This is a genomic window from Halomonas sp. SL1 (assembly GCF_003030865.2).
Taxonomy (GTDB): Bacteria; Pseudomonadota; Gammaproteobacteria; order Pseudomonadales; family Halomonadaceae; genus Halomonas; species Halomonas halophila.
Map to the genome: position 1 here is coordinate 217099 of NZ_PYUQ02000011.1, position 25101 is coordinate 242199.

Here is a 25101-nt window from a genome sequence, read left to right on the forward strand (position 1 = left end):
CGGCTCGTCTCAGCATGCTCATGAATACATTCCTAACGGAGATAAGCACAATGCCGAAGCAACCGATGCGCATCGCTGGCCTGGCCCTCATCGCGGGCGCCAGCCTGACCGCGGCGACGGCCCAGGCCCAGGACAAGGGCAGCGTTCACCTGGCCTATGTCGAATGGGCCTCGGAAGTCGCCTCCACCAACGTGATGCGCGCCGTGCTGGAACAGGCCGGCTATGAGGTCGAGATGACCTCGCTGTCCGCCGCCGCCATGTGGCAGTCCGTGGCCACCGGCGATGCCGACGGCATCGTCGCCGCCTGGCTGCCGACCACCCACGCCGACTACCTCGACCGGGTCGGCGATCAGGTCGACGACCTGGGCCCGAATCTCGACGGCACCAAGCTCGGCCTGGTGGTTCCGGCCTACAGCGAAGCCGACTCCATCGCCGACCTGAACGAGCATGCCGAGGCCTTCGAAGGCAAGATCACCGGCATCGATCCGGGCGCCGGCATCATGAGCCTGACCGAGCAGGTGGTGGACGACTACGACCTCGACCTGGACGTGCAGAGCGGCAGCGGTGCCACCATGACCGCGGCGCTCAAGAGCGCCATCGACAACCAGGAAGAGATCGCGGTGACCGGCTGGACGCCGCACTGGATGTTCGCCCGCTGGGACCTCAAGTACCTCGAGGATCCCAAGAACGTCTATGGCGGCGCCGAGCAGATCCATACCATCGTGCGTGATGGCCTCGAGGAAGACATGCCGGGCGCCTACGCCATCCTGGACGCCTTCGAGTGGACCCCGGAGCAGATGGGCGAGGTCATGCTCATGAACCAGGAGAAGGACTCCGACCCCTACGAGAACGCCAAGCAGTGGGTCGAGGACAACCAGGACCTGGTCCAGGAGTGGCTGCCGGAAGCCTAAGGCTTCTCGCCGACCTTCCGACCAACCAGCAGGGGGAGATGCCGCAAGGCATCTCCCCCTCTTCTTTGTCGACTCGGCGGGACATGCGGCCGGATCAGCTAGCCGTCCATCCCGCCTGGCGCGGCTGACGGCACACGCCCTCTCCTGGCCGCGCCGGAGCAGTCGGGTCGTGAGGAAAAAAGGCCCGGCCTCGCATGAGACCGGGCCGTCAGGGCTCAGCGCGGTAGGTAGCCGTCGGCCTTGAGCGACTCTGTCGCGGCCTCGATGCTCTCGCGCAGGGTGGCCACCACGAAGTCGACGTGCTCGCGATTCAGGATCAGCGTCGGGGAGAGGATGTTCATGTGCGCCAGCGGTCGCACGATCAGGCCCCGTTGCTGACACTCGTCGGCGATGCGGTTACCCACCTTGGCCTCGGGCGCGATCAGCTCCTTGGTCGTCTTGTCGGCGACATTCTCCAGACACATCATGAACTTGCGGCCACGGACATCGCCCACGATCTCGAGGTCTTCGAGCTCGTGGAGACGGCGCTCGAAGTAGTCGCCCACGTCCTCGACGTGCGCGCACAGCCCCTCGCGCTCCATGATCTCGATGTTCTTGAGGCCCGCCGCGCAGCTCACCGGATGGCCCGAATAGGTGAAGCCATGGGTGAAGATGGCGCCATCGGCCTGCGGCTTGCTGATCACCTCGTAAATACGGTCCGAGAAGATGGTCGCCCCCAGCGGCAGGTAGCCGGAGGTCAGGCCCTTGGCGCAGGTGATGATGTCCGGCACGATGCCGAACTCGTCCTCGGAAGCGAACATGTGGCCCAGGCGGCCGAAGGCGGTGACCACCTCGTCGGAGACGTAGAGGACGTCGTACTTGCGGCACACTTCCAGGGTCTTCCTGTGATAGCCCTCGGGCGGCACGATGACGCCGCCGGCGCCCATGATCGGCTCGGCGAAGAAGGCCGCCACATTATCCGGACCCAGCTCGAGGATCTTGTCCTCCAGCTCCTTCACCTTCTCGTCGCAGAAAGCCTCGAGGCTCTGATCCTCGGGGCGACGGTAGGGGTTGGGACAGGAGATGTGATGCACCAGCTGCTGGTCGATGTCGAAGCCGATGTGGTCGAACTTGACCCCGGTGATCGACATCGCCATGTAGGTGCTGCCGTGGTAGCCATCGATGCGCGAGATGATCTGCTTCTTGCTCGGCTGACCGAGCTGGTTGAAGTAGAAGTGGATCATGCGCACGGCGGTGTCGTTGGCCACCGAGCCACCGCAGCCGTAGAAGACGTGGTTGAGATCGCCCGGCGCCAGCTCGGCGAGCTTGGCAGCCAGCCGCGCGGCCGGAGCCGTGGTGTGATGGCCGAAGGTAGAGAAGTAGGGGATGTCGCGGATCTGATCGGCGACGGCCTCGGCGATCTCGTCGCGCCCGTAGCCGATGTTCACGCACCAGAGCCCGCCGATCCCGTCCAGGTAGCGCTTGCCATCGGCATCCTGAATGGAGACGCCATCGGCCTGGTTGAAGATCATGGAACCGCTCTCCTTGAAGGTGGAGAAGTCGGTCCAGGGGTGCATGAAGTGATCGCGGTCCTTCTGCCAGATTTCCTGTTTATCGAGTTGGGCAGATACGTTTTGACTTGTCATTGTGGTTCTCCTTCAGGATCGGGGACGCCTGAGGCGCCCCACGGAATTGCGTGCAGCGTCACATATCAACGCTTGGCAAGTGCATTCAGCGGTTCGGGCTTGAACAGCGGCTTCTTCATCACCAGCTTGATCCAGGCCACGGCAACGACGCTTACGATGCCCAGCACGACACCGGCGTTGATGAAGATCTCCGCGGTCAGCTCCGGGGCCGGCGAGGCATAGACGATGGCGTAGACCATGCCGGCGATGCCGATCAGCTGCGGCAGCGGGTAAAAGGGCGAGCGATAGGGGCGTACGGCATCGGGATAGCGCCGACGCAGGGCGATGACGTTCACATGCGCGATGATGTAGGCGATCAACCAGGCGATGGCGGCGGAGATCAGCAGCAGCCCCACGGTGCCGGCATCGTTGCCCCAGATCAGCAGCGGCAGGCCGGTGACGCCGGCGGTGAACAGCACGGCGACCCAGGGCGCACGGGTGGACCGGGTCTTCCAGCCTAGTACCGGGAAGGCCTGACCCTGCTCGGCCATGCCCTGCAGCATGCGCGGCACGGCGGCCAGCGAAGTGTTCACCGTACTGCAGGTCGCCGTGATCGCGGCCACGGCCAGCAGGAAGGTACCCGATCCGCCGAAGGCGGCGATGGCATATTCCAGATGGGGCAAGTCCGCGCTCATCAGGACGTCACGCGGCAGGTAGAAGAGCGCCCCCAGGCAGTAGAGGGCGAAGACGACGAAGATCACCGTCAGGCCCAGGTACATGGAGCGCGGGATGTAGCGTTCGGGGCGGCGCGCGTCGTCGACCATCGGGCAGACGAACTCGGCCCCCACGTACCCCCAGATGGCCAGGGCGATCAACGTGAAGGCGCCATCCCCCAGGTTGAAACCGGCCGCCAGCTCGGTGGCTTCGAAAGCGTGGGGAGCGAAACCGCCGGTCAGGGCACTGACACCGAGCAGGGTCAGGGCCACCACCATGGCGAAGGCCAGCAGGTTCTGCAGCTTGGCAAACACGTCGATGCCCAGCAGGTTGAGCACCGTGAACACGCCGAGAATGCCGAAGGCCACGTAGTGGGTGCCCTCCACGGCCGGGTAGAGCACGCCAAGCAGGAAGTTGACCAGCAGCAGCTCGGCGGACAGCGCGAACATGGCCACCACCACGTAGCCGGAGAATACCGAGAGGATCGCCGGGAAGTGCCCCAGGGCCACCTCGGTGTAGGCACTCAGGCTGCCCGCCCGGGGGACCAGCAGGGCCAGTTCGGAGAAGGACGCCGCATAGCACAGCGCCAGTACCCAGGCGATGGCCAGCGGCACGATGAAGGCGGGCCCAGCGATACCGACGCCCTGGAGCATCAGCACCATGACGCCCTGGGACACCACCAGGCCGACCGCGACAGCCATCAGGGACTTGAGCCCCAGGACCCCACGCGCCTTCTTGCCGGTAGCGGCCGAGGCCGCCGTCGATTGGGACATGGCATCTTGCATTGTCATCCACCCTCTTGTTGTTGTGGGGTTAGATGCCCGACGGAGACTCACCGTCGGGCAGGCTCAACAGACACTCACAGGCGCACCCAAGTGGTCTTGAGCTGGGTGAACTTGTCCAGGGCATGCAGCGACAGGTCGCGCCCGAAGCCGGACTGCTTGTAGCCGCCAAAGGGCGTGGTGAAGTCGATGGCGTCCACGGTATTCACCGAAATGGTCCCTGCCCGCAGGCGACGCGAGACGCGATGCGCCCGCGACAGGTTCTCGGTCCATACCGAAGCCGCCAGGCCGTAGATGGAATCGTTGGCAATCGCCACCGCCTCGTCCTCATCGGCGAACTCGATCAGCACCGCCACCGGGCCGAAGATTTCCTCCCGGGCGATGGTCATCTGCGGAGTCACGCTCTCGAACAGCGTCGGCGACACGAAGGCACCCTGCTCCTCGCCGCTGGGTGCCTCACCCAGCGCCAGACGCGCGCCCTCCTCCAGGCCCAGCGAGATATAGCCGCGCACCTTGCCGGCATGATCGGCATCGATGAGCGAGCCGACGTCGGTGGCCGGGTCCAGCGGATCGCCGACCACCAGCTCGGATGCCGCGGCCACGAAGCGCTCGACGAAGGCCTGCTTGGCCTCGCGCTGGATCAGGATCCGCGAGTTCGCCGAGCACACCTCGCCCTGGTTGAAGTAGATGCCCTGCACGGCGGTCTTCGCCGCCGCCGTCAGGTCGCTGTCGGCGAAGACCACGTTGGGGCTCTTGCCACCGCACTCCAGCCACACCTGCTTCATGTTCGAGCGGGCGGCGTACTCCAGGAAGCGCTTGCCGGTAGCCGTGGAGCCGGTGAAGGTCAGGCAGTCCACGTCCGGATGCATGCCCAGGGCCTCGCCGGTGATGTGGCCGTGACCGGGCAGGACGTTGAAGACGCCGTCGGGGATGCCCGCCTCGGTGGCCAGCTGGGCCAGGCGCAGGGCGGTGAGCGGGGACTGCTCGGCGGGCTTGAGGATCACGCTGTTGCCCGCGGCCAGCGCCGGGGCCAGCTTCCAGGCGGTGATGTCGAGGGGAAAGTTCCAGGGGATCACCGCCGCCACCACGCCGACCGGCTCGCGGGTGATGGTGGCCAGGTTGTCGCCGTCGGTGGGTGCCACCTCGCCGTAGAGCTTGTCGGTAGCCTCGGCATACCAGCCGAAGCAGCCCGCCGCACCGGGAATGTCGAGCTCGAAGGCATCGCGGATCGGCTTGCCGGTGTCCAGGGTCTCGAGCAGGGCCAGCTCTTCCTGATGCTCCATCATCAGCGCCGACAGGCGCTGGAGCACCGCCTTGCGCTGAGCGGGGGCGGCCCGTGACCAGTCACCGGCCTCGAAGCTGCGACGGGCCGCGGCGACCGAGCGCTCCACGTCCTCGGCGCCGCAGGCCGCGACCTCGGTCAGGGCCTCGCCGGTGGCCGGGTTCCAGGTGGTCAAGGTCTCGCCATCGCCGGCCTGGACGCGCCGGCCGTCGATGAAGGCCCCATCCGGCAGGGTCAGCCGGGAGCGAAGGTCTCGCCAGAAGGACAGATCATGTGCCGCCATCGGGTGGGTCTCCATTGTCAGTGTCATTGTTGTCGAGGTCATGTCGGCATGGATCACGACCTTGATGCCACGATAGCCCTGCGGCTCTGATTAAATAAAATATTATTATTGTAACAACAGCATCATGATTTCTTATGCAATGACGCATCGCCGCCGCCCGGAGCCATCCTGGCAGGCGTCACGCTCGGTGGGTCATCCTTGGGGGTCGGTCAGTTGCCGGCCGGCTCGGCCTGGTCATCGCCGAGCCGGGCGAAGACCGCCCCCCTGGCGTCGGGGTCGCTGGCCAGGCGGTGCATGGCCTCGGCCGCAGGACTGAGGCGCAGGCCGCGCAGACAGGCGATGCCCATCGACAAGGACGGGGCATCCTCTTCGATCCGCAACGGCTTGAGTCCGCCGCCATCGAGGGCATCGAAGGCCGACAGCGGCGTGTTGAACAGCGAGAAGCCGAAGCCGTTGGCCACCAGTCCACGCAGCATGTCCATGGACTTGGCGCGGTGGGACACGGCGGGCGATAACCCGTGGTGAGTGAAGATCGACAGGAAGTACTCGCGGCTCAGCGGCCAGTCGAGCAGCACCATGGGATAGGCCACCAGCTCGGCGAGGCTGATGCTGTCGCGCTCGCTCAGCGGGTGGTCGGCGGCGACGACCGCATAGGGTGGAAAGCGATACAGCGGCGTGAAGTCGATCTCCTCCGGCACCTGGAGATCGTAGGTAAACGCTAGCTCGTAGTCGCCCTGACCCAGCCCGCGGACGATATCCACCTGGTTCATCTCGTCGCAGTAAAGGCTCACCGAGGGGTGGCGGTCGGCAAAGCGACGCAGCAGCCGGGGCAGGAAAAGCGGCGCGAAGGTGGGAAAGGCCAGCAGGCGCAGCTCACCGCCGATCTCTTCGCCCAGCGAGAGCGCGTACTTCTCCAATCCCTCGGCATCGCGCAGCAGCTGACGCGCGCGCTGCATCAGCTGCTTGCCCGAGGGCGTCAGCGACAGCCCCTGAGCATGGTGACGCACGAACAGCTGCAGTCCGGTGACCGACTCGATCTGCTGGATGGCCGCGGAGATCGAGGGCTGGGACACGTGCAGCTTGCGGGCCGCCTGGGTGACGCTGGACAGTTCGCCGGCCACCACGAAGTAGCGCAGCTGCTTGAGGGTGAATTGACGCATCGACTCGCCACCGCCGCTGGAAAACCATGCCGCCCCACGAAATGCGGGGCGGCTCCTTCCAGCATACCAGCTGCCGACGCCGGATGCCCCAGGGACATCGCGGTGCACGTACCCACGACGACGCCTGCGGTGACAGCCTTTGGAGCCGCTGCGTGCCCCGGCCCCGGCGCGGGCACGACGAATCAGGCCGTGTCGGTGGCCAGCAGATCGCCGACGGCCAGACGACGCCGCGCCTCGGGGCCGGACATCGCCTCGATCAGCCGAGTCAGGAAGGCCTGACAGCGTGCCAGCTGGTCGAGGGTCACGAACTCATCCGGCTGGTGGCCCTGGGCCATGCTGCCAGGACCACAGACCAGGGTCGGGATGCCCAGCTCTTGCTGGAAGAGCCCGCCCTCGGTACCGAAGCCGATGCGCTCCAGCTCGCTCGAGTCGAGCAGCGAGAGGATGAAGGCCACCAGGACATGTTCGTCGTCCATCGACAGGCCCGGGTAGTCGCTGAGACGCTCCAGCCGGATGCCGACCTCGGGGGAGGTCTCGCGCATCTCGGCCTCCAGGGAGGCAGCGAAGGCCATCAGTTCGCCGAGCAGCGCCTCGGGATCGTCCTCGGCGACGTTGCGAATCTCGATGTCCAGGCGACAGTCCTGGGGCACGATGTTGAGCGCCGCCCCGCCCTGGATGGTGCCCACCTGCAGCGTGGTGTGGGGGATCGCGAAACGCGCATCGAAGGGCCCGCGGAGGGCCTTGGCGGCGGCGGTCTCTTCGACCCAGGCGGCCAGACGCGCGGCGGCATGGATGGCATTGACGCCCTCGGGAGCCATGCCGGAGTGGCAGGCCTTGCCACGCACGTGCAGCCGCACCGCGATCTTGCCCTTGTGGGCGGTGGCCGGCCGCATGGACGTCGGCTCGCCGATCAGACAGGCCGCCGGGCGCACCGGCTGATGGGCGAGATCCGCGAGCAGGGTACGCACGCCCACGCAGCCCACCTCCTCGTCGTGAGAGAAGGCCAGGTGCACGGGGACAGCGAGATCGGCCTCGACCATCATCGGCACGGCGGCCAGGACGGCAGCCAGGAAGCCCTTCATGTCGGCGGTGCCGCGGCCGTAGAGCCGCTCACCCTCGCCGGTAAGACGGAAGGGGTCGACGCGCCAGGCCTGGCCGGTGACCGGCACGGTGTCGGTGTGCCCGGAGAGCATCACGCCGGGGCGATCCACCGGCCCGATGGTGGCATAGAGGTTGGCCTTCTCACCGGTCGCGTCGGTCACCCGCCGCGAAGCCACGCCGTGGCGGGCCAGGTACGCCTCGATGAAGGTGATCAACGGCAGGTTGGAGCGATCGCTGGTGGTGTCGAAGGCCACCAGCTCGGCGAGCAGGTCGACGACGGACTCTTGGGACATGGAACCCCCGAATGGTCAGGCAAGCGAGAAAGGGTGGCCATGGGCCATGGCCACCTCCGGCGGGCATCGGCGGATGACGATCAGCGCTCATCCCCCGGCACGCCGTAGGACGGTGAGTCGTCGGGCCGCACCGCCCTCAGCACATAGGCGTCGCGCTGCGGCAGGTAGTGATCCCAGATCATGCGCAGCTCGCTGAGAGGCGCCACGTGCCAGTCGACTCGAAGATCGACCACCGGCCAGCTGGCCCGATCGGTGACCTTGAGCCCCGCCGAGAACACCGGGCCCATCTCGCCGCCGGCGGCCAGGCCTGCGTCCATGGCGGCCAGCAGCCGCTCGGCCAGCTCGCCGTCGTGGGACTCGAAGCACGCCACCATGGCATCGACGACGGCCTCATCGGCGAGCATGTTGCCGCCGGCCACGCAGTCCTGGCCCTGCCGGGTGGCGTGGATGCCCAGCGTCTCGGCGCCGCTGTGCAACGCGCTGCGTCCCTCGGCATCGAGGACCTGGAGCTGACGCCATTCGGGGTGCGCCTCATGCTCGACGAGCCGCGCCAGCACGCTCTCGGCGTCGAGCCCCTCCTCGAGCAGCCGCACGCCCAGCTGGCCGAGCTCGGGATTGGTCACGTTCTGGGTCAGCACCGCCCCCTTGCCGGGGGCGATGAAGGGGCAGCGGCTGGCCACGCAGATGCTCGAGGAGCTGATGGCGGTGCCGAACTGTCCGGTCTCGCGGCAGAAGCCGGCGATGGAAAAGGTCATGCGTTGCCCTCCTGCTCGGGAATGACGGCGATGACGTCGATCTCCATCAGCCATTCGGGCTGGGCGAGCCCGGCCACCACCAGGCCCGTAGAGATCGGGAAGACGCCCTTGAGCCAGTTGCCCACCTCGCGATAGACCGGCTCGCGAAATCGCGGGTCGGTGATGTAGGTGGTGGTCTTGACGATATGGCTGAGGTCGGCCCCGGCTTCCTCGAGCAGCTGCTTGACGTTCTTCATGGCCTGCTCGGCCTGGGCCCGCGGATCCCCGAGACCGACCAGGCGGCCCTCGAAGTCGGTGCCTACCTGACCACGGACATAAACGGTGTTGCCCGCCCTTACCGCCTGGCACAGATCGTTGTCCAACGTCTGGTTGGGATACGTTTCCTTGGTGTTGAACATGCGGATACGGGTGTGCGTCGGCATCAGTTGACCCTCTCTGCGCTGGTATCGTCGATGGCTGACTCGGCCGGCACGGGAGCGTCCTGGCACTGGGCGGTCTCATGGTAGGCCAGGTACTTGCGCTGTGTGGCGATATGGTCGGCGATGTGCTTGGCATCGTGCCAAACGCCCCAGATGAAGCTGGAGCCGCGCCGCGACAACCAGGGCAAGCCAACGAAGTAGACACCCGGCTCGCTGGACACCCCGCGCTGATGCTTCGGCCGGCCGTTGCCGTCGAAGGCGTCGACGTCCAGCCAGCCATAGTCCACCGAGAAGCCGGTAGCCCAGACGATCGCGGTCACCCCGGCCGCCTCCAGGTCAAGCTCGCTCAGCGGCTCGGTCACACAGGGCGGATCGCTCGGGATCCGCCGCGCCTCGGGCTCCTCCGGCAGATCGAGGCCATTGCGCGCGGCATAGTCGTCCGCGGCATCCAGCATCGCCAGATAGTTCGCATCCCCGCGGGCCAGGTTGTCGGCCAGGTCGGCGTCGAAGGTGGCCACACCGTTCTGGAAGGCCTGAGTGCGCCCGACCAGCGTCATGCCCTGATGGGCCAGCTCGCGGAAGTCGATCGTCTTGCCGCCGTTGGCGCCGCTCACGGCGATGGTGACGTGCTCGGTGCCCGGCTTCATGACCTCGGCATCCCAATGACCGAGCACGCCCAGCCACCAGCAGAAGTCGCGACCGCGGTAGACGCGCGGCGGACGATCATGGGGGCCCACCGACAGGTAGACCGGCTTGCCGGCACGCTGCAGTTCCTCGGCGATCTGCACCCCGGAGGACCCCGCACCGACCACCAGCACGGCGCCCTCGGGCAATTGCCGGGGATTGCGGTACTCGGATGAGTGGATCTGCGTGAGGCGCTCGTCCTCGGGAGCGATCGGCGGGATCACCGGCCGCTGGAAGGGCCCGGTGGCCGCCACCACGCGATGGGCCTCGATGATCCCCGTGGACGTCTCGACGGTGAAGCCGGGCCGCCCCTGATTGCGCTCGACGTTCCTGACCTCCACCCCGGTACGGATGGGCGCGCCGATCTTGCGCGCGTAGGCCTCGAAATAGGCTGCCACCCGCTCCTTGGGGGCAAAGGCATCGGCGTCGACGTCTTCGAACTCCATACCCGGGAAGCGGTCGTGCCAAGCCGGCCCGTTGGCCACCAGCGAATCCCAACGGCGCGTGCGCCAGGCTTCCGCGATGCGGTCACGCTCGAGCACCAGGTGGGGCACCCCCAGGTTGCCCAGATGCTCGCTCATGGCCACACCGGCCTGACCGCCACCGACCACGAGGGTATCGGTGTATTCTGTGTCGAAAACGGGCTCGGTCATGGAAAGGTCTCCTTGTTGTCTTGTGAGATTCACATTAGGAGCCCGCCTTGATTAAATAAAATATATTTATTATGCCTTTAGAATCATAATTATCTATCTAGAGAGCGCCGCCGATCGGTTGCCAACCTGGCCGGCGTCAACGCTGTCGACTCCGGGCGAGGGGCGTCATCTGGATGTCGCCTTCGACTACGCAGCCGATCCTCCACCCAGTATTGCTAATTGGCTGTTATCAACAGCCGCATTCTTGATTAAAATCGCTTATCCGATCGGGCCGCGGCCCCTCGGAATACAAGGAAAACAAGGGCAAGCCTCCCCCGAACGACGCCGATTGCCGGCCCGCTGCCGTTGAAAGCGCGGCACTCCCAAATCGTCGTCCAACGGCCACACTGAGCGTGTGAGCGCGGACGCAACCCACAAGGAGCGCAGGCATGTTCAAGAAGATTCTGGTGCCGGTGGACCTGGCACATCCCGACGTGTTCGAACCATCGCTGCAGATAGTCGCCGATCAGGCCAAGCACTACGGTGCGGAAGTCTGCTACGTGGCGGTCATCGCCAACACCCCGGGCAGCGTGGCCCGCACCCCGGACGAGTACCAGCAGAAACTGGAAGCCTTCGCCCAGGAGCGCGCCCAGGTCCACGGCCAGCCGGTCAGCGCCAAGGCGCTGGTCTGTCCGGACCCCACCGCCGATCTGGATGATGTGCTGGTCGAGGCGATCGACGAGCAAGGCGCCGATCTGGTGATCATGCAGACCCATCCCCCGAAGCACCTGGATGTCGTGCTTCCCTCGCACGGCGGCAAGATCGCCACCCATACCGACGCATCGGTGTTTCTGGTCCGCCCCCAGGACTGATGCGCCCCACTCGTTCCTCGACGTCAACAAGGAGAGATCCCGTGACGAACGACAACAAAGCCCAAGAGGGCGGCCCGGGTGAGGGCATTCCCGCCCCGGAAGGCCCGGCCAACCTGATCGATACCGATTACGTGATCGGTCAGGACAACATCAGAACCAACAAGTTCGGCCTCGATGTCGATCTGCACGGCAAGGTCTTCACCGTGTCGTCGCTAGTGATCCTGGTCTTCGTGATCCTGACGCTGGCCCTGCAGGCCGAGATCGAGCCGGTCTTCGACACCATTTTCAGCTTCCTGACCGGTAACCTGAGCTGGGTCTTCCTGCTGGGCGGCAACGTCTTCGTGCTGGTCAGTCTCGGCATCGTGCTATCGCCGCTGGGCAAGGTGCGCATCGGCGGCGCCCATGCCACGCCGGACTTCAGCTATGCCGGCTGGTTCGCGATGCTGTTCGCCGCCGGCATGGGCATCGGCCTGATGTTCTACGGCGTCTCCGAACCGCTGACCCACTTCGGCACCGCCCTGGGTGGCACCAGCATGGAGAACGGCGTACGCACCGACTGGGCGCCGCTGGGCGCCGCCGCCGGTGACGAGGCCGCCGCCCAGAAGCTGGGCATGGCCGCCACCATCTTCCACTGGGGCCTGCACCCCTGGGGCGCCTATGCCATCGTCGGCCTGTCCCTGGCGATCTTCGCCTTCAACAAGGGTCTGCCACTGACCATTCGCTCGATCTTCTACCCGATCCTGGGTGAGCGCGTCTGGGGCTGGCCGGGACACCTGATCGACATCCTGGCGGTGTTCGCCACCCTGTTCGGTCTGGCCACCTCGCTGGGCCTCGGCGCCTCCCAGGCCGCCGCCGGCCTCAACTATCTGTTCGACGTGCCCAACAGCAACATCACCATGGTGCTGTTGATCATGGGCATCACCGCCGTGGCGCTGTGCTCGATCATGCTGGGCGTCGACAAGGGCGTGCAGCGCCTGTCGCAGCTCAACATGGTGCTGGCCTTCCTGCTGCTGGCCTTCGTGATCGTCGTCGGCCCGACCCTGCTGATCGCCACCGGCTTCTTCGAGAACCTGGTCGCCTACGCGGTCAACCTGCCCGCGCTGTCGATGCCGTTCGGCCGCGAAGACGCCAACTTCAGCCAGGGCTGGACCGCCTTCTACTGGGCCTGGTGGATCTCCTGGTCACCGTTCGTCGGCATGTTCATCGCCCGCGTCAGCCGCGGCCGTACCGTGCGCGAGTTCCTGACCGCCGTGCTGCTGGTGCCGACCCTGGTCTCGGTGCTGTGGATGACCGCCTTCGGCGGCACCGCCATCGATCAGGTCATCTCCGACGGCTTCCAGGGCGTCCAGGACGCCGCGCTGGAGATCAAGCTCTTCGCCATGCTCGGTGAGCTGCCGCTGGCAGCCATCACCTCCTTCGTCGGCATCATCCTGGTGATCGTGTTCTTCGTGACCTCCTCCGACTCCGGCTCGCTGGTCATCGACTCGATCACGGCCGGCGGCAAGGTCGACGCGCCCAAGCCCCAGCGCATCTTCTGGGCGATCATCGAAGGCGCCATCGCCATCGCCCTGCTGCTGGGCGGCGGTCTGACGGCCCTGCAGACGGCGGCCGTCTCCACCGGCCTGCCCTTCACCATCGTCCTGCTGATCGGCTGCTTCGCGCTGGTCAAGGCGCTGAGAAGCGAGCCCAAGGGAACCTGAGCGCTTCCCTGACGCACCAAGAGGCGGCCTTCGGGCCGCCTTTTTCGTTGGGGCGTCGTTCCCGGGCGTCACGCCATGGCGCCGATCCGGGCCGGGTGTCGATACGATGCAACACCCGTACATATCCCTTACCTAATGTAATGTCGTTCCCCCGCTACCCGATCACGCACCGGCCATGCGGTGCGGGCCTTTGCGACAGTTCCCGCCGGTGATGTCAGAGCGCGACAGCCGACGCCGACGGCGCCTCGAATCCCACCTCCCTCGCCGACCGACACGGCATGTTGTTGGCTGATCGCGACGCTTTTCCTCTCTCCACACGCCACAGGCGAGTCGCCACACGGCCACACCACGGCCATAAATCACTTAACATATTGATATAGATTATTTTTTCTCATTACGGCCCGATGCTTGCCCCTCTCCCTGGTAGATCCATGATCGTCCGTGACTCTCGCTCCCCGACGGGGGCCAGGGACATGACGTTCGTTTCCGACCATGACCAGGAGCAAGACGCCCATGAAGATCACCATCTTCGGTTCCGGATACGTAGGACTCGTCACCGGCGCCTGCCTCGCCGACGTCGGCCACGAAGTGATGTGCGTCGATGTGGACGCCGACAAGGTGGCCCGCCTCAGCCAGGGCGAAGTGCCGATCTACGAGCCCGGCCTCGAGACGCTGATCCACCAGAACCTGGACGCCGGCCGCCTGCACTTCACCAACGATGCCAAGGCCGCGGTCGAGTTCGGCCTGCTCCAGTTCATCGCCGTGGGCACGCCCTCCGACGAGGACGGCAGTGCCGACCTGCGCCACGTGCTGAAGGTCGCCGAGACCCTCGCCACGCACATGACCGAGTACCGCATCATCGTCGACAAGTCGACGGTACCGGTCGGCACCGCCAGCAAGGTGGAGCGCACCGTCGCCGCCACCCTCGAGGCGCGCGGCGCGGACATCGAGTTCGACGTCTGCTCCAACCCCGAATTCCTCAAGGAAGGCGCCGCCATCGAGGACTTCTCGCGCGGCTCGCGCATCGTGATCGGCACCGAGTCCGAGCGCGTGCGCCAGACCATGCGTGAGTGCTACGGCCCCTACAACCGCCAGCGCGACAAGCTGATGTTCATGGGCGTGCGCAGCGCCGAGCTGACCAAGTACGCCGCCAACGCCATGCTGGCCACCAAGATCAGCTTCATCAACGAGATGGCCAACCTGGCCGAGCGCCTGGGCGCCGACATCGAGGAAGTGCGCCACGGCATCGGCAGCGATCCGCGCATCGGCTACCACTTCATCTATCCGGGCTGCGGCTACGGTGGCTCCTGCTTCCCCAAGGACGTCAAGGCGCTGGCCCACACCGCCGAGGCCGCCGGTCACCCGGCCCACCTGATCAACGCCGTCGAGCAGGTCAACGCGCGCCAGAAGAGCCGCCTGTTCGAGATGGTCAGCGACGCCTTCGACGGCGACCTGGCCGGCAAGACCATCGCGCTGTGGGGCCTGGCCTTCAAGCCCAACACCGACGACATGCGCGAGGCGCCAAGCCGTGCGCTGATGGAGGCCCTGTGGCAGGCCGGGGCCCGGGTCCAGGCCCATGATCCCGAGGCCGCCGAGGAGTGCCTGCGGATCTACGGCAACCGCGAAGACCTGGACCTCACCGAGCATCGCGACGAGACCCTCGAGGGGGCCCATGCGCTGGTCATCTGCACCGAGTGGAAGGCCTTCCGCACCGTCGACTTCGTCAAGCTCCGCGAGCGCCTGATCGAGCCGGTAGTGGTCGACGGCCGCAACCTCTTCTCGCCCGAGAGCGCCAGGGACGCCGGGCTCACCTACTACGCCATCGGTCGAGGCGCTTCCGTCCGTCCCGTCGTCGCCTGAGGCCTCGCCATGTCGAAGCTCCCCGACCACACCTCCGTCGCCAGCAAGGTGACGGAGGTCACCGCCCTGCTGCTGATGCTGGCCCTGCTGGTGCTGCTGCTTTCCGAGCTGCCGTCGGAGGTCTTCTCGCCGGCGTCGAAGAGCTTCTTCTTCGCCATCGGGGCCATCGGGGCCATCGGCGCCTGGCGCTACTCCTGGTGGTTCGTCCAGGCGCTGCGCTCGGTGTGGTACAACCGGCGCATCTTTCCGCGGCTGCGCGCCGCGGCGGACGCCGCCGGCGAGGCCGGCAAGCCCAGCGAACTGTACGTGCTGTGCACCTCGTTCCGCATCGATGCCGACGTCAGCTATCGCGTCTATGAGGCGCTGGTGCGCGAGGTCCGGGACTACGGCGTCCCGACCACCATCTTCGCCTCGCTGGCCGACCGCACCGATGTCGACATCATCACCCACGTGATGGACGACCTCGGCTGGCCGAGCAACGTCGAGCTGCGCTACATGTTCCAGAAGGGGGACGGCAAGCGCTCCGCCATGGCGGAAGTGCTGCGTGCCATCTCGCGCCGCGCCCCGGCCCCGGACGCCCTGCTGGTCTCGATGGACGGCGACATCCTGCTCGAGCCCCGGACCCTCGAGCGTTCGCTGTCGTTCTTCCGCACCAACGAGGATCTGGGCGCGCTGACCACCAACAACAGCGCCATCGTCACCGGCGGCGACGCCACCAAGGAGTGGTACGACCTGCGCTATGCCCAGCGCCATCTGGTAATGAGTTCCGGCTCGGTGTCGCGGCGCCTGCTGGTGCTGACCGGGCGCTACAGCGCCTTCCGCCTCGACCTCGCCACCCAGCCGAGCTTCATCGAACTGGTGGAGAACGACCGGGTCGACCACTGGCGCTTCGGCAACTTCACGTTCCTCTCAGGGGACGACAAGTCGACCTGGTACTGGCTGCTCAAGCACCGCTGGCGGATGCTGTATCTGCCCGACGTCTTCGTCACCGGCTTCGAGGAGCTGCCGGACCGCCGACGCTTCTTCAAGTCGACCACCGACCTGATGCGACGCTGGTACGGCAACATGCTGCGCACCAGCGGCCGGGCGATCGCCCTGGGGCCGCGCCCGATGGGCATGTTCACCTGGTGGAGCCTGGTCGACCAGCGACTCTCCATGTGGACGACCCTGATCGGCCCCACGGTGGCGATCCTGGTGACCCTGTTCGTGCGCCCCTCGTTCATCTTCGCCTACGCGCTGTGGATCCTGTTCACGCGCAGCATCTCGACGCTGATCCTGGCCTGGCAGCGCGGCCGCTTCAGCCTGCTGTGGATTCCGCTGATCTACTACAACCAGGTCTTCGGCGCGCTGCTCAAGACCTACGTCAGCTTCCGCTTCAATCGCCAGAAATGGTCCCGCCAGGGGATCTCCGCCGGCGAGCCGAAAGACCCGGCCGCGGTGAGCCGCCAGCGTCGCATGGGCCACGTGCTGCACGGCGCCTTCGTCGCCGTGATGCTCTACGTGCTGGTGCTGGCCACCGGCGTGCTGCAGCCACCGGATCGCACCGCCATGGCCATCCTCCATGGCCCCGCCGCCGAGGGCCAGGCGGGGACCGGCACGGACAACCGCTGGCTGGCCATGACCCTCGCCGACGGCTCCCCCAGCGGCAACGTCACCCTGCCGCCGTCGCGGCTCACGCTGGACGAGAATCTGCTGGACATCGTGGCCACCACCGAGCGCATGCGGACCGAGCGCCTCACCGGCGCGCCCGGCGACGAGCCGACCACGCTCGAGATCAGCCCCGACCTGGCCCGTCATATCCACGACGCCAGCGGCAGCCCGCTCGATGCCGGACAGCTCGCGACCTGCCACACGACCCTGGGCTGCGCCCTCGAACTCGACGGCCGCAAGGTGGCCCTCGTCGACCTGAATATCAGCGTGCAACCCGGCCGCTCCTGACCTCGCAGGACGCCGCCGGGAGGCAACCATTGGAGAGAGACTCCCCATGACCGATTACTACGCCGACAACCACGATCGAAGCGAGCCCACCCTGGGCGATCGGCGCCAGGACAGCCATGACAGCCGCGGCCAGGCAGGCCATCGAGGCCGGGGCCCCGACCAGACGCCTGGCGCCGGCATCGCCCACGAGCGCCGCGACGAACGGCGCTACCTGCGTGTAAAACGTGCCTTCCAGGTCAAGATGGATGACGGCCAGGTCTTCGACGGCGTCGACCTGTCCCAAGGCGGCTTCGCGATCCGCAGCCAGCGGCCGATCCGTGAGGGCGCCCGGGTCCAGGCCTCACTGCTGATCCAGGCCGGCGGCGCCGAGATGACCGTGCCCGTGTCCGCCGAGTGCCGGCACTGCACGACCGGCGAGCAGGGCTACACCGCCGGCTTCGAGTTCACCGACATCAGCCCCGGCCACCAGGAACTGCTGCGCCGCCTGATCCGCGCCAGCCTGAGCGCCCGCGAGATGGACCTCGAGGGCATGATGTCCGGCGAGGACCCGCAGACGCCCCGCAAGCGCGGTGGCGCCGGCCAGCCGCAGCCGGCCCAGCGTCCGCCCAAGCCATTGGGCCGCTATGTCGCGCTGTTCATGGCCATCGGCGTGCTGGGCCTGGTGGCGGCGGCCACCGCCTATCGCAACTTCATGCTGATCGAGCCGAGCTTCGCCGCGGTGACCGCGCCGCGCATCGACATCCGCGCGCCGGGTCCGGGCATCCTGCAGGCCCATGACCTCAAGGCCGGCGATCGGGTCGAGCGCGACGCGAAGCTGACCAGCGTCAAGAACGTCGATCTCGAATCGGACCTGATCCTGGCCCAGGCCGCCCAGAGCTATAACAGCCAGCTGATCGAGAACCTGCAGAACAACATCGATGGCGGCGCCAGCCAGGTCAGCCTGGCCAACTCCGCCCGCCCGGCCAACGGCGAGTCGGTGAGCTTCGAGACGGTGTCGCCGGAGATCGCCCGGGCTCGCATCGACCAGTTCGAGACCGCGCGCGACTTCCAGAGCTCGCGGATCACCGCGCTGGAGGCCCGCCAGTCCCAGAACGAGGTCTACAGCCCCTGCCACTGCCTGGTGGCCTGGGCGCTGAGCAGCTCCGACGGCACCTACATCAACGAGAGCGAGCGCATCATGACGCTCATCCGCACCGGCGAGAACGACATCATGGTCGAGGCCCTGGTGCACATGGACGACATCGATCGCATCGGCCCGGACCAGAAGGCCTACATCTCGCTGCCCAACACCGCCGGCCCGATCAGCGCCCGGGTGCGCAGCGTGGCGCTGGACATCGAGCGCCAGCCGCGTGCCGGCTTCCCCAGCTGGGTGCGCCAGCAGCAGAACGTGGCCAGCGTGCTGCTGGTGCCTGAAGAGCCGCTGCCGGCCGACAGCGTCGGCACCCCGGTGGACGTGCGCTTCACCGAGACCCCGCTGGTCGGCAGCGCCGCCGAGTGGGTCTGGCAGGGCGCCCGTTCGGTCGGCCAGCTGGTCGACGGCGTCACCGGCGCCAACGACGACGAGACGCCGCTCGCCGACAGCGAACGCCAGGCGAGCTGAGCCCGAGCGCCCTCTCACGAGGACATCCCGGCCGCCCTCGCGGCGGCCTCCGACCGGAGCCCGATATGTCAGCCGAACACGTCATCCCGAGAAAGCGTCCCCTGGCCCTGCTGATGCTGGCCCTGCTGCCCGGCCTGAGCGCCCCGGCCCTGGCCGAGGGCAAGGGACCCGCGATCACCTCACCGAGCGTGGCCGCCTGCTCGACCCGCTATCCCCAGGTCGCCGCGCCCTCCCCCGCCCTGCAGGCCGAGGATGCCCAGGCCGCCATCCGCGAAGGCTTCGGCACCCAGCGCGACTGGGGCACCGAGAACGCCGAGCGCCTCGCGGCCGGCGAGACTGGCCTCGATGAGGCCGGCCTGCGCATCCACTATCCCGAGGGCACCTCGTCACCCGGCGACACCGATAAGGGCGGCGCCGGCTTCTATGCCGCCCCCGACGCCCTGGCCGGCGCCGAGCGCGCCTGCCTGCAGTACCGGGTACGCTTCGAGCCGGGCTTCGACTTCGTCAAGGGCGGCAAGCTGCCCGGCCTGTACGGCGGCGAGGCACCCAGCGGCGGCGAGGAGGCCGACGGCGAGAACGGCTTCTCCATGCGCTACATGTGGCGGGCCAACGGCCAGGGCGAGCTCTACGAATATGCCGTCGACCAGCACGAGGACTATGGCAAGTCGGTCGGCCGCGGCCGCTGGACCTTCCCCACCGGCCAGTGGGTGACCCTCGAGCAGGAGGTCATCCTCAACGATCCCGGCCAGGACAACGGCATGGCCCGGGTGTGGGTGGACGGGCATCCGATCCTCGAGCAGGGCGGCATCGTCTATCGCACCAGCGAGTCGGTGACCATCGACGGCCTGATGTTCTCCACCTTCTTCGGCGGGCACGGCAAGGACTGGCGCACGCCGCGCGACCAGCACGTCGACTTCGCCGGCTTCCGCTTCTATGCCCCCCGATCCTGATCCCGAGGAATCCCGATGTCTCTGTCCCTCTCCACCGGCCCACGCCGCGGCGCCCTGCCCCGTCGCCTGCTCGCCGGCCTGTCCCTGGCCCTGTGCGGGCTGGGCGCGGGTGGGCTGTCCACGGCCCAGGCCATGACCCTCGAGGCGCGCGCCGAGCTCGATCTGTCGAACTACGAGGTGACGGCTCCCGACGCCTCCTACTTCGACGTCGAGAAGCGCATGGCGCTGCTCGAGGGCACCGACAACGCGATCCTGCTGCAGGAGATCGACCAGCTGTCCACGGGCACCAGCTGCTCGCAGCTGCTGCAGTACAAGCCGATCGACACCCGCATGCGGATCCCGGGCTACTACCCCAGCCCCAAGGAGTGGGAGCTGGCCTCGGAGCCGCTGTTCCAGTTCGAGGACAACGTCTCGCACCTGGCCGGCAGCTACGTCGCCACCGGCGATGCGTACTACGCCGAGTGCCTGGTGCGCTTCCTCGACAAGTGGTCCCAGGACGAGGCGCTGACCAACTTCTACTACGACTCCATGGAGCCCCAGGCCTGGTTCGCCACCGAGTCGATGATCTTCGCCGCGGCCATGGCCTACTCGGTGGTCCGCCCCGAGATCGAGGGCATGCAGGAGGAGCGCGAACGGATCGATGCCTGGCTCAACGAGCTGGCCCATCAGCATTCCGACATCCAGGGGCAGCCCGGCAACAGCTGCTGCAACAACCACTTCTACCGCCGGGCCCTCTACGCCAGCATGGTCGGCGTGCTGACCGAGGACAACGAGCTGTTCCGCTTCGGCGTCAGCGCCATCTACTCCGCGCTGCACGACATCACCGACGAAGGCGCCCTGCCCATGGAGATCGCCCGCGGCCGCCGCGCGACCCACTACCAGAACTACGCGCTGCTCTACCTGATCACCAACATGCAGGTCATCGCGCGCCAGGGCTACGACATCTTCGATCTGGAAGTGGACGGCCACCGCATCCACGACGCCGTCGACTTCGCCCTGGATATCTTCGAGGACCCGGCCGCTCTCGGCGACATGGCGCCCCACGAGCAGTACACCGGCTTCCTCAAGGACAACCAGTACTTCGCCTGGATGGAGATCTACCAGACCCGCTACCACGACTCGCGGATCGCCGACTTCGTCCAGCGGCAGCGTCCCATCTACAACCGCAGTGCCGGCGGCTACATGACGCTCTACTTCATGGCCCCCGACGCCCAGCAGAACATCGTCATGGATGAGACCCAGCGCGAGGACGCCGCGTTCAAGGGCCTGAGCGAGCAGTGAACGCTCGCCCCGACGTTCATCCATCACTTCGAGGCAAACTGACATCATGATCCAGATTCCACGCGACATCTCATCCCCTCGCCAGCCCACGGGTCTGAGACTGGCCGCCTCGGCCACCCTCGTGGCCTGGCTCGGCGGCTGCGCCACCACGCCGCAGCCCGACGCCCACGTCACCGCTCCCGTGCCGCCTCAGTATGCGGACTGGTTCGACGGCGGGCAGCCGCGCACCTTGGAATGGATGCACAAGAACACCGTGGAGAAGGCTCAACAGCTGCTCGAGCAGGGCCGCAGCCAGCAGGCCATCGCCGAGCTCGAGACGCTGATGCAGAAGGGGCTGCCCAAGGGCTACTACGAGATGGCCAAGATATTCGATCAGGGCAAGGGCGTGCCTCCCGACCCGGAGCGCGCGGCACGGCTCTATTCCGAGGCCATCAAGACGCCCTCCTACATCACCGGCAACGCCTCGCTGAACCTGGCCAAGCTCTACCGCGAAGGGCGCGGCGTCGAGCGCAACGACGTGCTCGCCTACTACCTGATCCAGCAGGCCATCGAGGAAGAGGTCGGCCCCCGGGCACAGGCCGCCATGGCCGAGCTGCTCGTCGAGGGCGGCAACGGCGTCAAGGCCGGCCCCGAGCAGGCCGCGGCGCTATACCGGCGCGCCGCGGAGGCCGACAACGCCACCGCCCTCGAGGCCCTGGCCAAGGCCCACGGTCCCGGCGGCTGGCTGGCGGAAGATCGCGGCCTGGCCAGCCAGTACGCCCAGCGCTACGCCGAGCTGCTGGAGCAGGACGCCCGCGCCGGCGACGTCGGCGCCATGAATCAGCTGGCCGGCGTGTTCGCCGAAGGCGGCCTGCTCGGCAGCCAGCCCCAGCGCCACATGCACTGGCTGAACAAGGCCGCCGAGGCCGGCGATCCCGGCGCCCTGAGTCGCGCCGGACGCGCGCTGGTGGAAGGCAACGCGCCCCAGCGTGGCCTGGCGATGCTCGAGCAGGCCGCGCTGGACGGTGATACCTCGGCCATGGAAACGCTGGGCAAGCTGATGCTGGAAGGCAATGCCAACGTGCCCGCCAGCCCGGAGCGGGCCCAGCACTGGCTGAGCGCGGCCATCGCCCAAGGCTCGGTGGATGCCCAGGTCACTCTGGGTCGCGCCCTGCTCGAGGGCGAGGGGCTGCCCGTCAATCCGCGCCGCGGCGTCGAATTGCTCAAGAAGGCCGGCGAACGGGACGACGCCCTGGCGCTGGCGCTGCTCGGCGCCTACTACCTCGGCGATGAGGGCCATGCCAGCCAGCCGATGCAGGCGCGCGAGTACCTGGAGCGCGCCAACGAGCTGGGCCATCCCTACGCCACCCAGCAGCTGGGGCAGATGTACCTGGAAGGCAACGGCGTGCCGGCCGACGGCCAGCGCGCCGAGGCCCTGCTGAAGGACGCCGCCGACCAGGGCCAGACCGCCGCCCTGCGCATGCTCGGCGAGGCCTACCTGGAAGGCGAGGTGCTGCCCTACCATCCGTCGAAGGCCGAGGAGCTGCTGACACAGGCCGCCGACGCCGGCGACGCCTCCGCCAAGACGGCGCTGGGCGCCGGCTATCTCGAGGGCACGCTCCAGCAGCGTCAGCCCTCGCGCGGCGTCGCCCTGCTGGAGGAGGCCGCCCGCGAGGGTGACGCCTACGCGATGGTGGTGCTGGGCCGTGCCTACCGCAAGGGCGACGGCGTGCCCCGCGACCTGGGCAAGGCCAGCGAGTGGCTGAACCGCGCCCGGGAGGCCGGGCACGGCTCGGCCGAGGACGCCCTGTCACGGCTGCGCTACGACCAGGGCAAGGCCGGCAACATCCAAGCCCTGGTGCAGGCCGCGGAAGACGGCCACCCCGGCTCCATGGCGCGGCTCGGCGAAGCCTTCCTCAACGGCCGCGGCGTGCAGCAGAACCTGGGCGCCGCGCGCTCCTGGCTGCAGCGCGCCGCCAGCGAGGGCCATCCCGGCGCCAGCGCCGATCTGGGGCGGATGTATCTGGAGGGCAAGGGCGTGGCACGCGACCCGGCCAGGGGCGCCCGCTACCTGCAGCAAGCCGTCGCCGGCGGCCACGTCGGGGCCCGCGGCGACCTGGGCAAGCTGCTGCTCACCGGCGAGGGCGTCAGCGCCGACCCCGAGCGCGGCATGCGCATGCTCGAGCAGGCCGCCGCCCGCGGCAACAGCGGTGCCCGCCTGGCCCTGGCCGATGCGCTGCTCGAGGGCGAGCACGTCGCCCAGGACACCCAGCGCGGCATCGAGCTGCTGCGCGAGTCCGCCGAGGCCGGCAACGACCATGCCGCCCAGCGCCTCGGCGCCGCCTATCTCGAAGGCAAGGGCGTCGAGCCCGATCCGCAGCAGGCCAAGACCTGGCTCACTCAGGCCAGCGAGGCCGGCAGCCTCTCGGCGCGCACCCTGCTCGGCACCGCGCTGCTGCGCGGGGAAGGCGGCATGAGCGTCGACGCCGCTCGGGGACGCCGCCTGCTCGAACAGGCCGCCGAGCAGGGCCACGCCGGGGCCCAGGCCACCCTTGGCCGGGAGCTGCTGCGCGGCGAGACCCTCGGCCAGGATCTTCGCCAGGGCGCCGACTACCTGCTGGAAGCCGCGCGTCAGGGCCACGAGACCGCGCGCCTGGCCCTGGCCAAGGCCTATCTCACCGCCAACGGGCTCGAGAACGCCAACCGCGAGCAGGCGCTGCTGTGGCTCGACGAGGTGATGGACGGCGACGGCGAGATGGCCGCCCAGACGCTGCATGACCTGCTGTCCGACCAGGACGCCATGCAGGCGCTGCAGGTGGCATCGGCCGAACGCTGATACCGATCGGCCTCTCATGTCGAGAGGCCACCAACGACGACGGGCCGGCAGTTTCCTGCCGGCCCGTCGTCGTTCGGGGGAAGGCCCGAAGGCCTACCCGCCGCGGCGCTCATTCAGCGAACGGCTTACTCACCGAAAGGATTACGCAGCACGATGGTCTCGTTGCGATCCGGGCCGGTGGAGATGATGTCGATGGAGGTGCCCACCTGCTCCTCGAGGAAGCTGATGTAGGCGCGGGCGTTGGCCGGCAGTGCCTCGACGCTCTTGATGCCCAGGGTCGACTCGCTCCAGCCCGGCAGGTCCTGGTAGACCGGCTCGATGGCCTCGTAGCCTTCGGAGTCCACCGGGTTGTCGAGCAGCTCGCCGTCCTTGCTGCGATAGCCCACGCAGACGCGGATGTTCTCCAGGCCGTCGAGCACGTCGAGCTTGGTCAGGCAGATGCCGGACACGGAGTTGATCTGCACGGCGTGGCGCAGGGCAACGGCGTCGAACCAGCCGCAGCGGCGCGCGCGGCCGGTGGTGGCACCGAACTCGTGGCCCTTCTCGGCCAGGTGACGGCCGTGCTCGTCGAACAGCTCGGTCGGGAACGGGCCGGAGCCGACGCGGGTGGTGTAGGCCTTGGTGATGCCCAGCACGTAGTCCAGATACAGCGGGCCGACGCCGGAGCCGGTGGCGGTGCCGCCGGCGGTGGTGTTGGAGCTGGTCACGAACGGATAGGTGCCGTGGTCGATGTCCAGCAGCGAGCCCTGGGCGCCCTCGAACAGGATGTTGTCGCCGGCCTTGCGCACGTCGTGCACCAGGCTCACGGTGTCGCAGACCATGGAGCGCAGCTCGTCGGCCATGCGCATGGCGTCGTCGAGCACCTGCTGGAAGTCCACCGGCTCCTCGCCGTGGAACTTGGTCAGCACGAAGTTGTGGTAGTCCAGCACCTCGCCGAGCTTGGAGGCGAAGCGCTCGCGGTGCAGCATGTCGCCCAGGCGCAGGCCGCGGCGGGCGACCTTGTCCTCGTAGGCCGGGCCGATGCCGCGACCGGTGGTGCCGATCTTGGCCACGCCGCGGGCCTTCTCGCGGGCCTGGTCGAGGCGCTCGTGGTACGGCAGGATCAGCGGGCAGGCCGGCGACAGGCGCAGGCGCTCGCGCACCGGCACGCCCTTGGCTTCCAGCTCGCGGATCTCCTCGAGCAGCGCCTCCGGCGACAGCACCACGCCGTTGCCGATCACGCAGGTCTTGTCGTCACGCAGGATGCCGGAAGGGATCAGGTGCAGGACGGTCTTCTCGCCATCGATGACCAGGGTGTGACCGGCGTTGTGACCGCCCTGGAAGCGCACGACGGCGCCGGCGGACTCGGTGAGCAGGTCGACGACCTTGCCCTTGCCTTCGTCACCCCACTGGGTGCCCAGTACGACTACGTTCTTGCCCATTTGCTCGTCTCTCGTTGCTGCGCCGCCAGCGTCGGGCGGTGCCG

The 25101-nt window shown here is 67.7% G+C and carries 18 protein-coding genes; 9 read left to right on the plus strand and 9 right to left on the minus strand.

What is annotated here, in order from left to right; translation table 11 throughout:
- Positions 1–50: 50 nt before the first annotated feature.
- The gene (locus C9J49_RS05110; RefSeq protein WP_107182309.1) at positions 51–911 is read left to right on the plus strand and encodes a glycine betaine ABC transporter substrate-binding protein; all 861 of its coding nucleotides are present in this window, start codon (positions 51–53) and stop codon (positions 909–911) included.
- Between the two features lie 215 nt (positions 912–1126).
- Here the strand turns inward: C9J49_RS05110 and C9J49_RS05115 are convergent, their stop codons facing one another.
- From C9J49_RS05115 to C9J49_RS05150, 8 genes are all read right to left on the minus strand, one after another.
- Positions 1127–2536 carry an aminotransferase gene (locus C9J49_RS05115; protein ID WP_035597995.1) on the minus strand — a complete coding sequence of 470 codons (1410 nt, stop codon included), beginning with the start codon at positions 2534–2536 and terminating at the stop codon, positions 1127–1129.
- A 65-nt stretch (positions 2537–2601) separates the two neighbouring features.
- Positions 2602–4020, minus strand: a complete 1419-nt coding sequence (locus tag C9J49_RS05120; protein ID WP_200880099.1) for an APC family permease — start codon at positions 4018–4020, stop codon at positions 2602–2604.
- 68 nt (positions 4021–4088) lie between these two features.
- Complete coding sequence (locus tag C9J49_RS05125; RefSeq protein WP_107182317.1) at positions 4089–5576, minus strand: aldehyde dehydrogenase; 1488 nt, start codon at positions 5574–5576, stop codon at positions 4089–4091.
- Positions 5577–5785: 209 nt separating this feature from the next.
- Positions 5786–6736, minus strand: coding sequence for a LysR family transcriptional regulator (locus C9J49_RS05130; RefSeq protein WP_107182308.1), 951 nt, complete (start codon positions 6734–6736; stop codon positions 5786–5788).
- A gap of 182 nt (positions 6737–6918) precedes the next feature.
- On the minus strand, positions 6919–8130 hold the full coding sequence (argE, locus tag C9J49_RS05135) for an acetylornithine deacetylase (RefSeq protein WP_107182307.1): 1212 nt from the start codon (positions 8128–8130) through the stop codon (positions 6919–6921).
- Between the two features lie 80 nt (positions 8131–8210).
- A complete protein-coding gene (locus C9J49_RS05140; RefSeq protein ID WP_107182306.1) occupies positions 8211–8885 on the minus strand; it encodes a DUF1028 domain-containing protein in 675 nt (224 codons plus the stop codon).
- Positions 8882–9307: a RidA family protein gene (locus C9J49_RS05145; RefSeq protein ID WP_107182305.1), complete on the minus strand. Its 426-nt coding sequence runs from the start codon at positions 9305–9307 to the stop codon at positions 8882–8884. Before C9J49_RS05145 ends, C9J49_RS05140 begins: the two co-directional genes overlap by 4 nt.
- Positions 9307–10641 (minus strand): NAD(P)/FAD-dependent oxidoreductase, encoded by a 1335-nt coding sequence (locus tag C9J49_RS05150; protein ID WP_107182304.1) that lies wholly within the window; start codon positions 10639–10641, stop codon positions 9307–9309. The genes C9J49_RS05145 and C9J49_RS05150 overlap by 1 nt, the downstream gene beginning before the upstream one ends.
- A 428-nt stretch (positions 10642–11069) precedes the next feature.
- Here C9J49_RS05150 and C9J49_RS05155 point away from each other — a divergent pair, with 428 nt between their 5' ends.
- From C9J49_RS05155 to C9J49_RS05190, 8 genes are all read left to right on the plus strand, one after another.
- Complete coding sequence (locus tag C9J49_RS05155) at positions 11070–11492, plus strand: universal stress protein (RefSeq protein WP_035598015.1); 423 nt, start codon at positions 11070–11072, stop codon at positions 11490–11492.
- Between the two features lie 41 nt (positions 11493–11533).
- Positions 11534–13192, plus strand: coding sequence for a BCCT family transporter (locus C9J49_RS05160; RefSeq protein ID WP_035598021.1), 1659 nt, complete (start codon positions 11534–11536; stop codon positions 13190–13192).
- 513 nt (positions 13193–13705) lie between these two features.
- Positions 13706–15052 (plus strand): UDP-glucose/GDP-mannose dehydrogenase family protein, encoded by a 1347-nt coding sequence (locus C9J49_RS05165; protein WP_107182303.1) that lies wholly within the window; start codon positions 13706–13708, stop codon positions 15050–15052.
- Between the two features lie 9 nt (positions 15053–15061).
- Positions 15062–16990 (plus strand): glycosyltransferase, encoded by a 1929-nt coding sequence (locus C9J49_RS05170; protein ID WP_107182302.1) that lies wholly within the window; start codon positions 15062–15064, stop codon positions 16988–16990.
- 46 nt (positions 16991–17036) lie between these two features.
- A complete protein-coding gene (locus C9J49_RS05175) occupies positions 17037–18590 on the plus strand; it encodes a PilZ domain-containing protein (RefSeq protein ID WP_107182301.1) in 1554 nt (517 codons plus the stop codon).
- Between the two features lie 65 nt (positions 18591–18655).
- Complete coding sequence (locus tag C9J49_RS17400) at positions 18656–19540, plus strand: polysaccharide lyase (RefSeq protein WP_107182300.1); 885 nt, start codon at positions 18656–18658, stop codon at positions 19538–19540.
- 15 nt (positions 19541–19555) lie between these two features.
- Positions 19556–20821, plus strand: a complete 1266-nt coding sequence (locus C9J49_RS05185) for an alginate lyase family protein (RefSeq protein WP_258393785.1) — start codon at positions 19556–19558, stop codon at positions 20819–20821.
- Positions 20822–20867: 46 nt separating this feature from the next.
- A complete protein-coding gene (locus tag C9J49_RS05190; RefSeq protein ID WP_107182299.1) occupies positions 20868–23636 on the plus strand; it encodes a tetratricopeptide repeat protein in 2769 nt (922 codons plus the stop codon).
- A 125-nt stretch (positions 23637–23761) separates the two neighbouring features.
- Here the strand turns inward: C9J49_RS05190 and C9J49_RS05195 are convergent, their stop codons facing one another.
- A complete protein-coding gene (locus C9J49_RS05195) occupies positions 23762–25057 on the minus strand; it encodes an adenylosuccinate synthase (protein WP_035598036.1) in 1296 nt (431 codons plus the stop codon).
- Positions 25058–25101 lie beyond the last annotated feature (44 nt).

Bases quoted from the DNA above. Each gene is read 5' to 3' on its own strand.
- C9J49_RS05110 (WP_107182309.1), top strand. From the start codon at position 51: ATGCCGAAGCAACCGATGCGCATCGCTGGCCTGGCCCTCATCGCGGGC.
- C9J49_RS05115 (WP_035597995.1), bottom strand. From the start codon at position 2,536: ATGACAAGTCAAAACGTATCTGCCCAACTCGATAAACAGGAAATCTGG.
- C9J49_RS05120 (WP_200880099.1), bottom strand. From the start codon at position 4,020: ATGACAATGCAAGATGCCATGTCCCAATCGACGGCGGCCTCGGCCGCT.
- C9J49_RS05125 (WP_107182317.1), bottom strand. From the start codon at position 5,576: ATGGCGGCACATGATCTGTCCTTCTGGCGAGACCTTCGCTCCCGGCTG.
- C9J49_RS05130 (WP_107182308.1), bottom strand. From the start codon at position 6,736: ATGCGTCAATTCACCCTCAAGCAGCTGCGCTACTTCGTGGTGGCCGGC.
- argE (WP_107182307.1), bottom strand. From the start codon at position 8,130: ATGTCCCAAGAGTCCGTCGTCGACCTGCTCGCCGAGCTGGTGGCCTTC.
- C9J49_RS05140 (WP_107182306.1), bottom strand. From the start codon at position 8,885: ATGACCTTTTCCATCGCCGGCTTCTGCCGCGAGACCGGACAGTTCGGC.
- C9J49_RS05145 (WP_107182305.1), bottom strand. From the start codon at position 9,307: ATGCCGACGCACACCCGTATCCGCATGTTCAACACCAAGGAAACGTAT.
- C9J49_RS05150 (WP_107182304.1), bottom strand. From the start codon at position 10,641: ATGACCGAGCCCGTTTTCGACACAGAATACACCGATACCCTCGTGGTC.
- C9J49_RS05155 (WP_035598015.1), top strand. From the start codon at position 11,070: ATGTTCAAGAAGATTCTGGTGCCGGTGGACCTGGCACATCCCGACGTG.
- C9J49_RS05165 (WP_107182303.1), top strand. From the start codon at position 13,706: ATGAAGATCACCATCTTCGGTTCCGGATACGTAGGACTCGTCACCGGC.
- C9J49_RS05170 (WP_107182302.1), top strand. From the start codon at position 15,062: ATGTCGAAGCTCCCCGACCACACCTCCGTCGCCAGCAAGGTGACGGAG.
- C9J49_RS05175 (WP_107182301.1), top strand. From the start codon at position 17,037: ATGACCGATTACTACGCCGACAACCACGATCGAAGCGAGCCCACCCTG.
- C9J49_RS17400 (WP_107182300.1), top strand. From the start codon at position 18,656: ATGTCAGCCGAACACGTCATCCCGAGAAAGCGTCCCCTGGCCCTGCTG.
- C9J49_RS05185 (WP_258393785.1), top strand. From the start codon at position 19,556: ATGTCTCTGTCCCTCTCCACCGGCCCACGCCGCGGCGCCCTGCCCCGT.
- C9J49_RS05190 (WP_107182299.1), top strand. From the start codon at position 20,868: ATGATCCAGATTCCACGCGACATCTCATCCCCTCGCCAGCCCACGGGT.
- C9J49_RS05195 (WP_035598036.1), bottom strand. From the start codon at position 25,057: ATGGGCAAGAACGTAGTCGTACTGGGCACCCAGTGGGGTGACGAAGGC.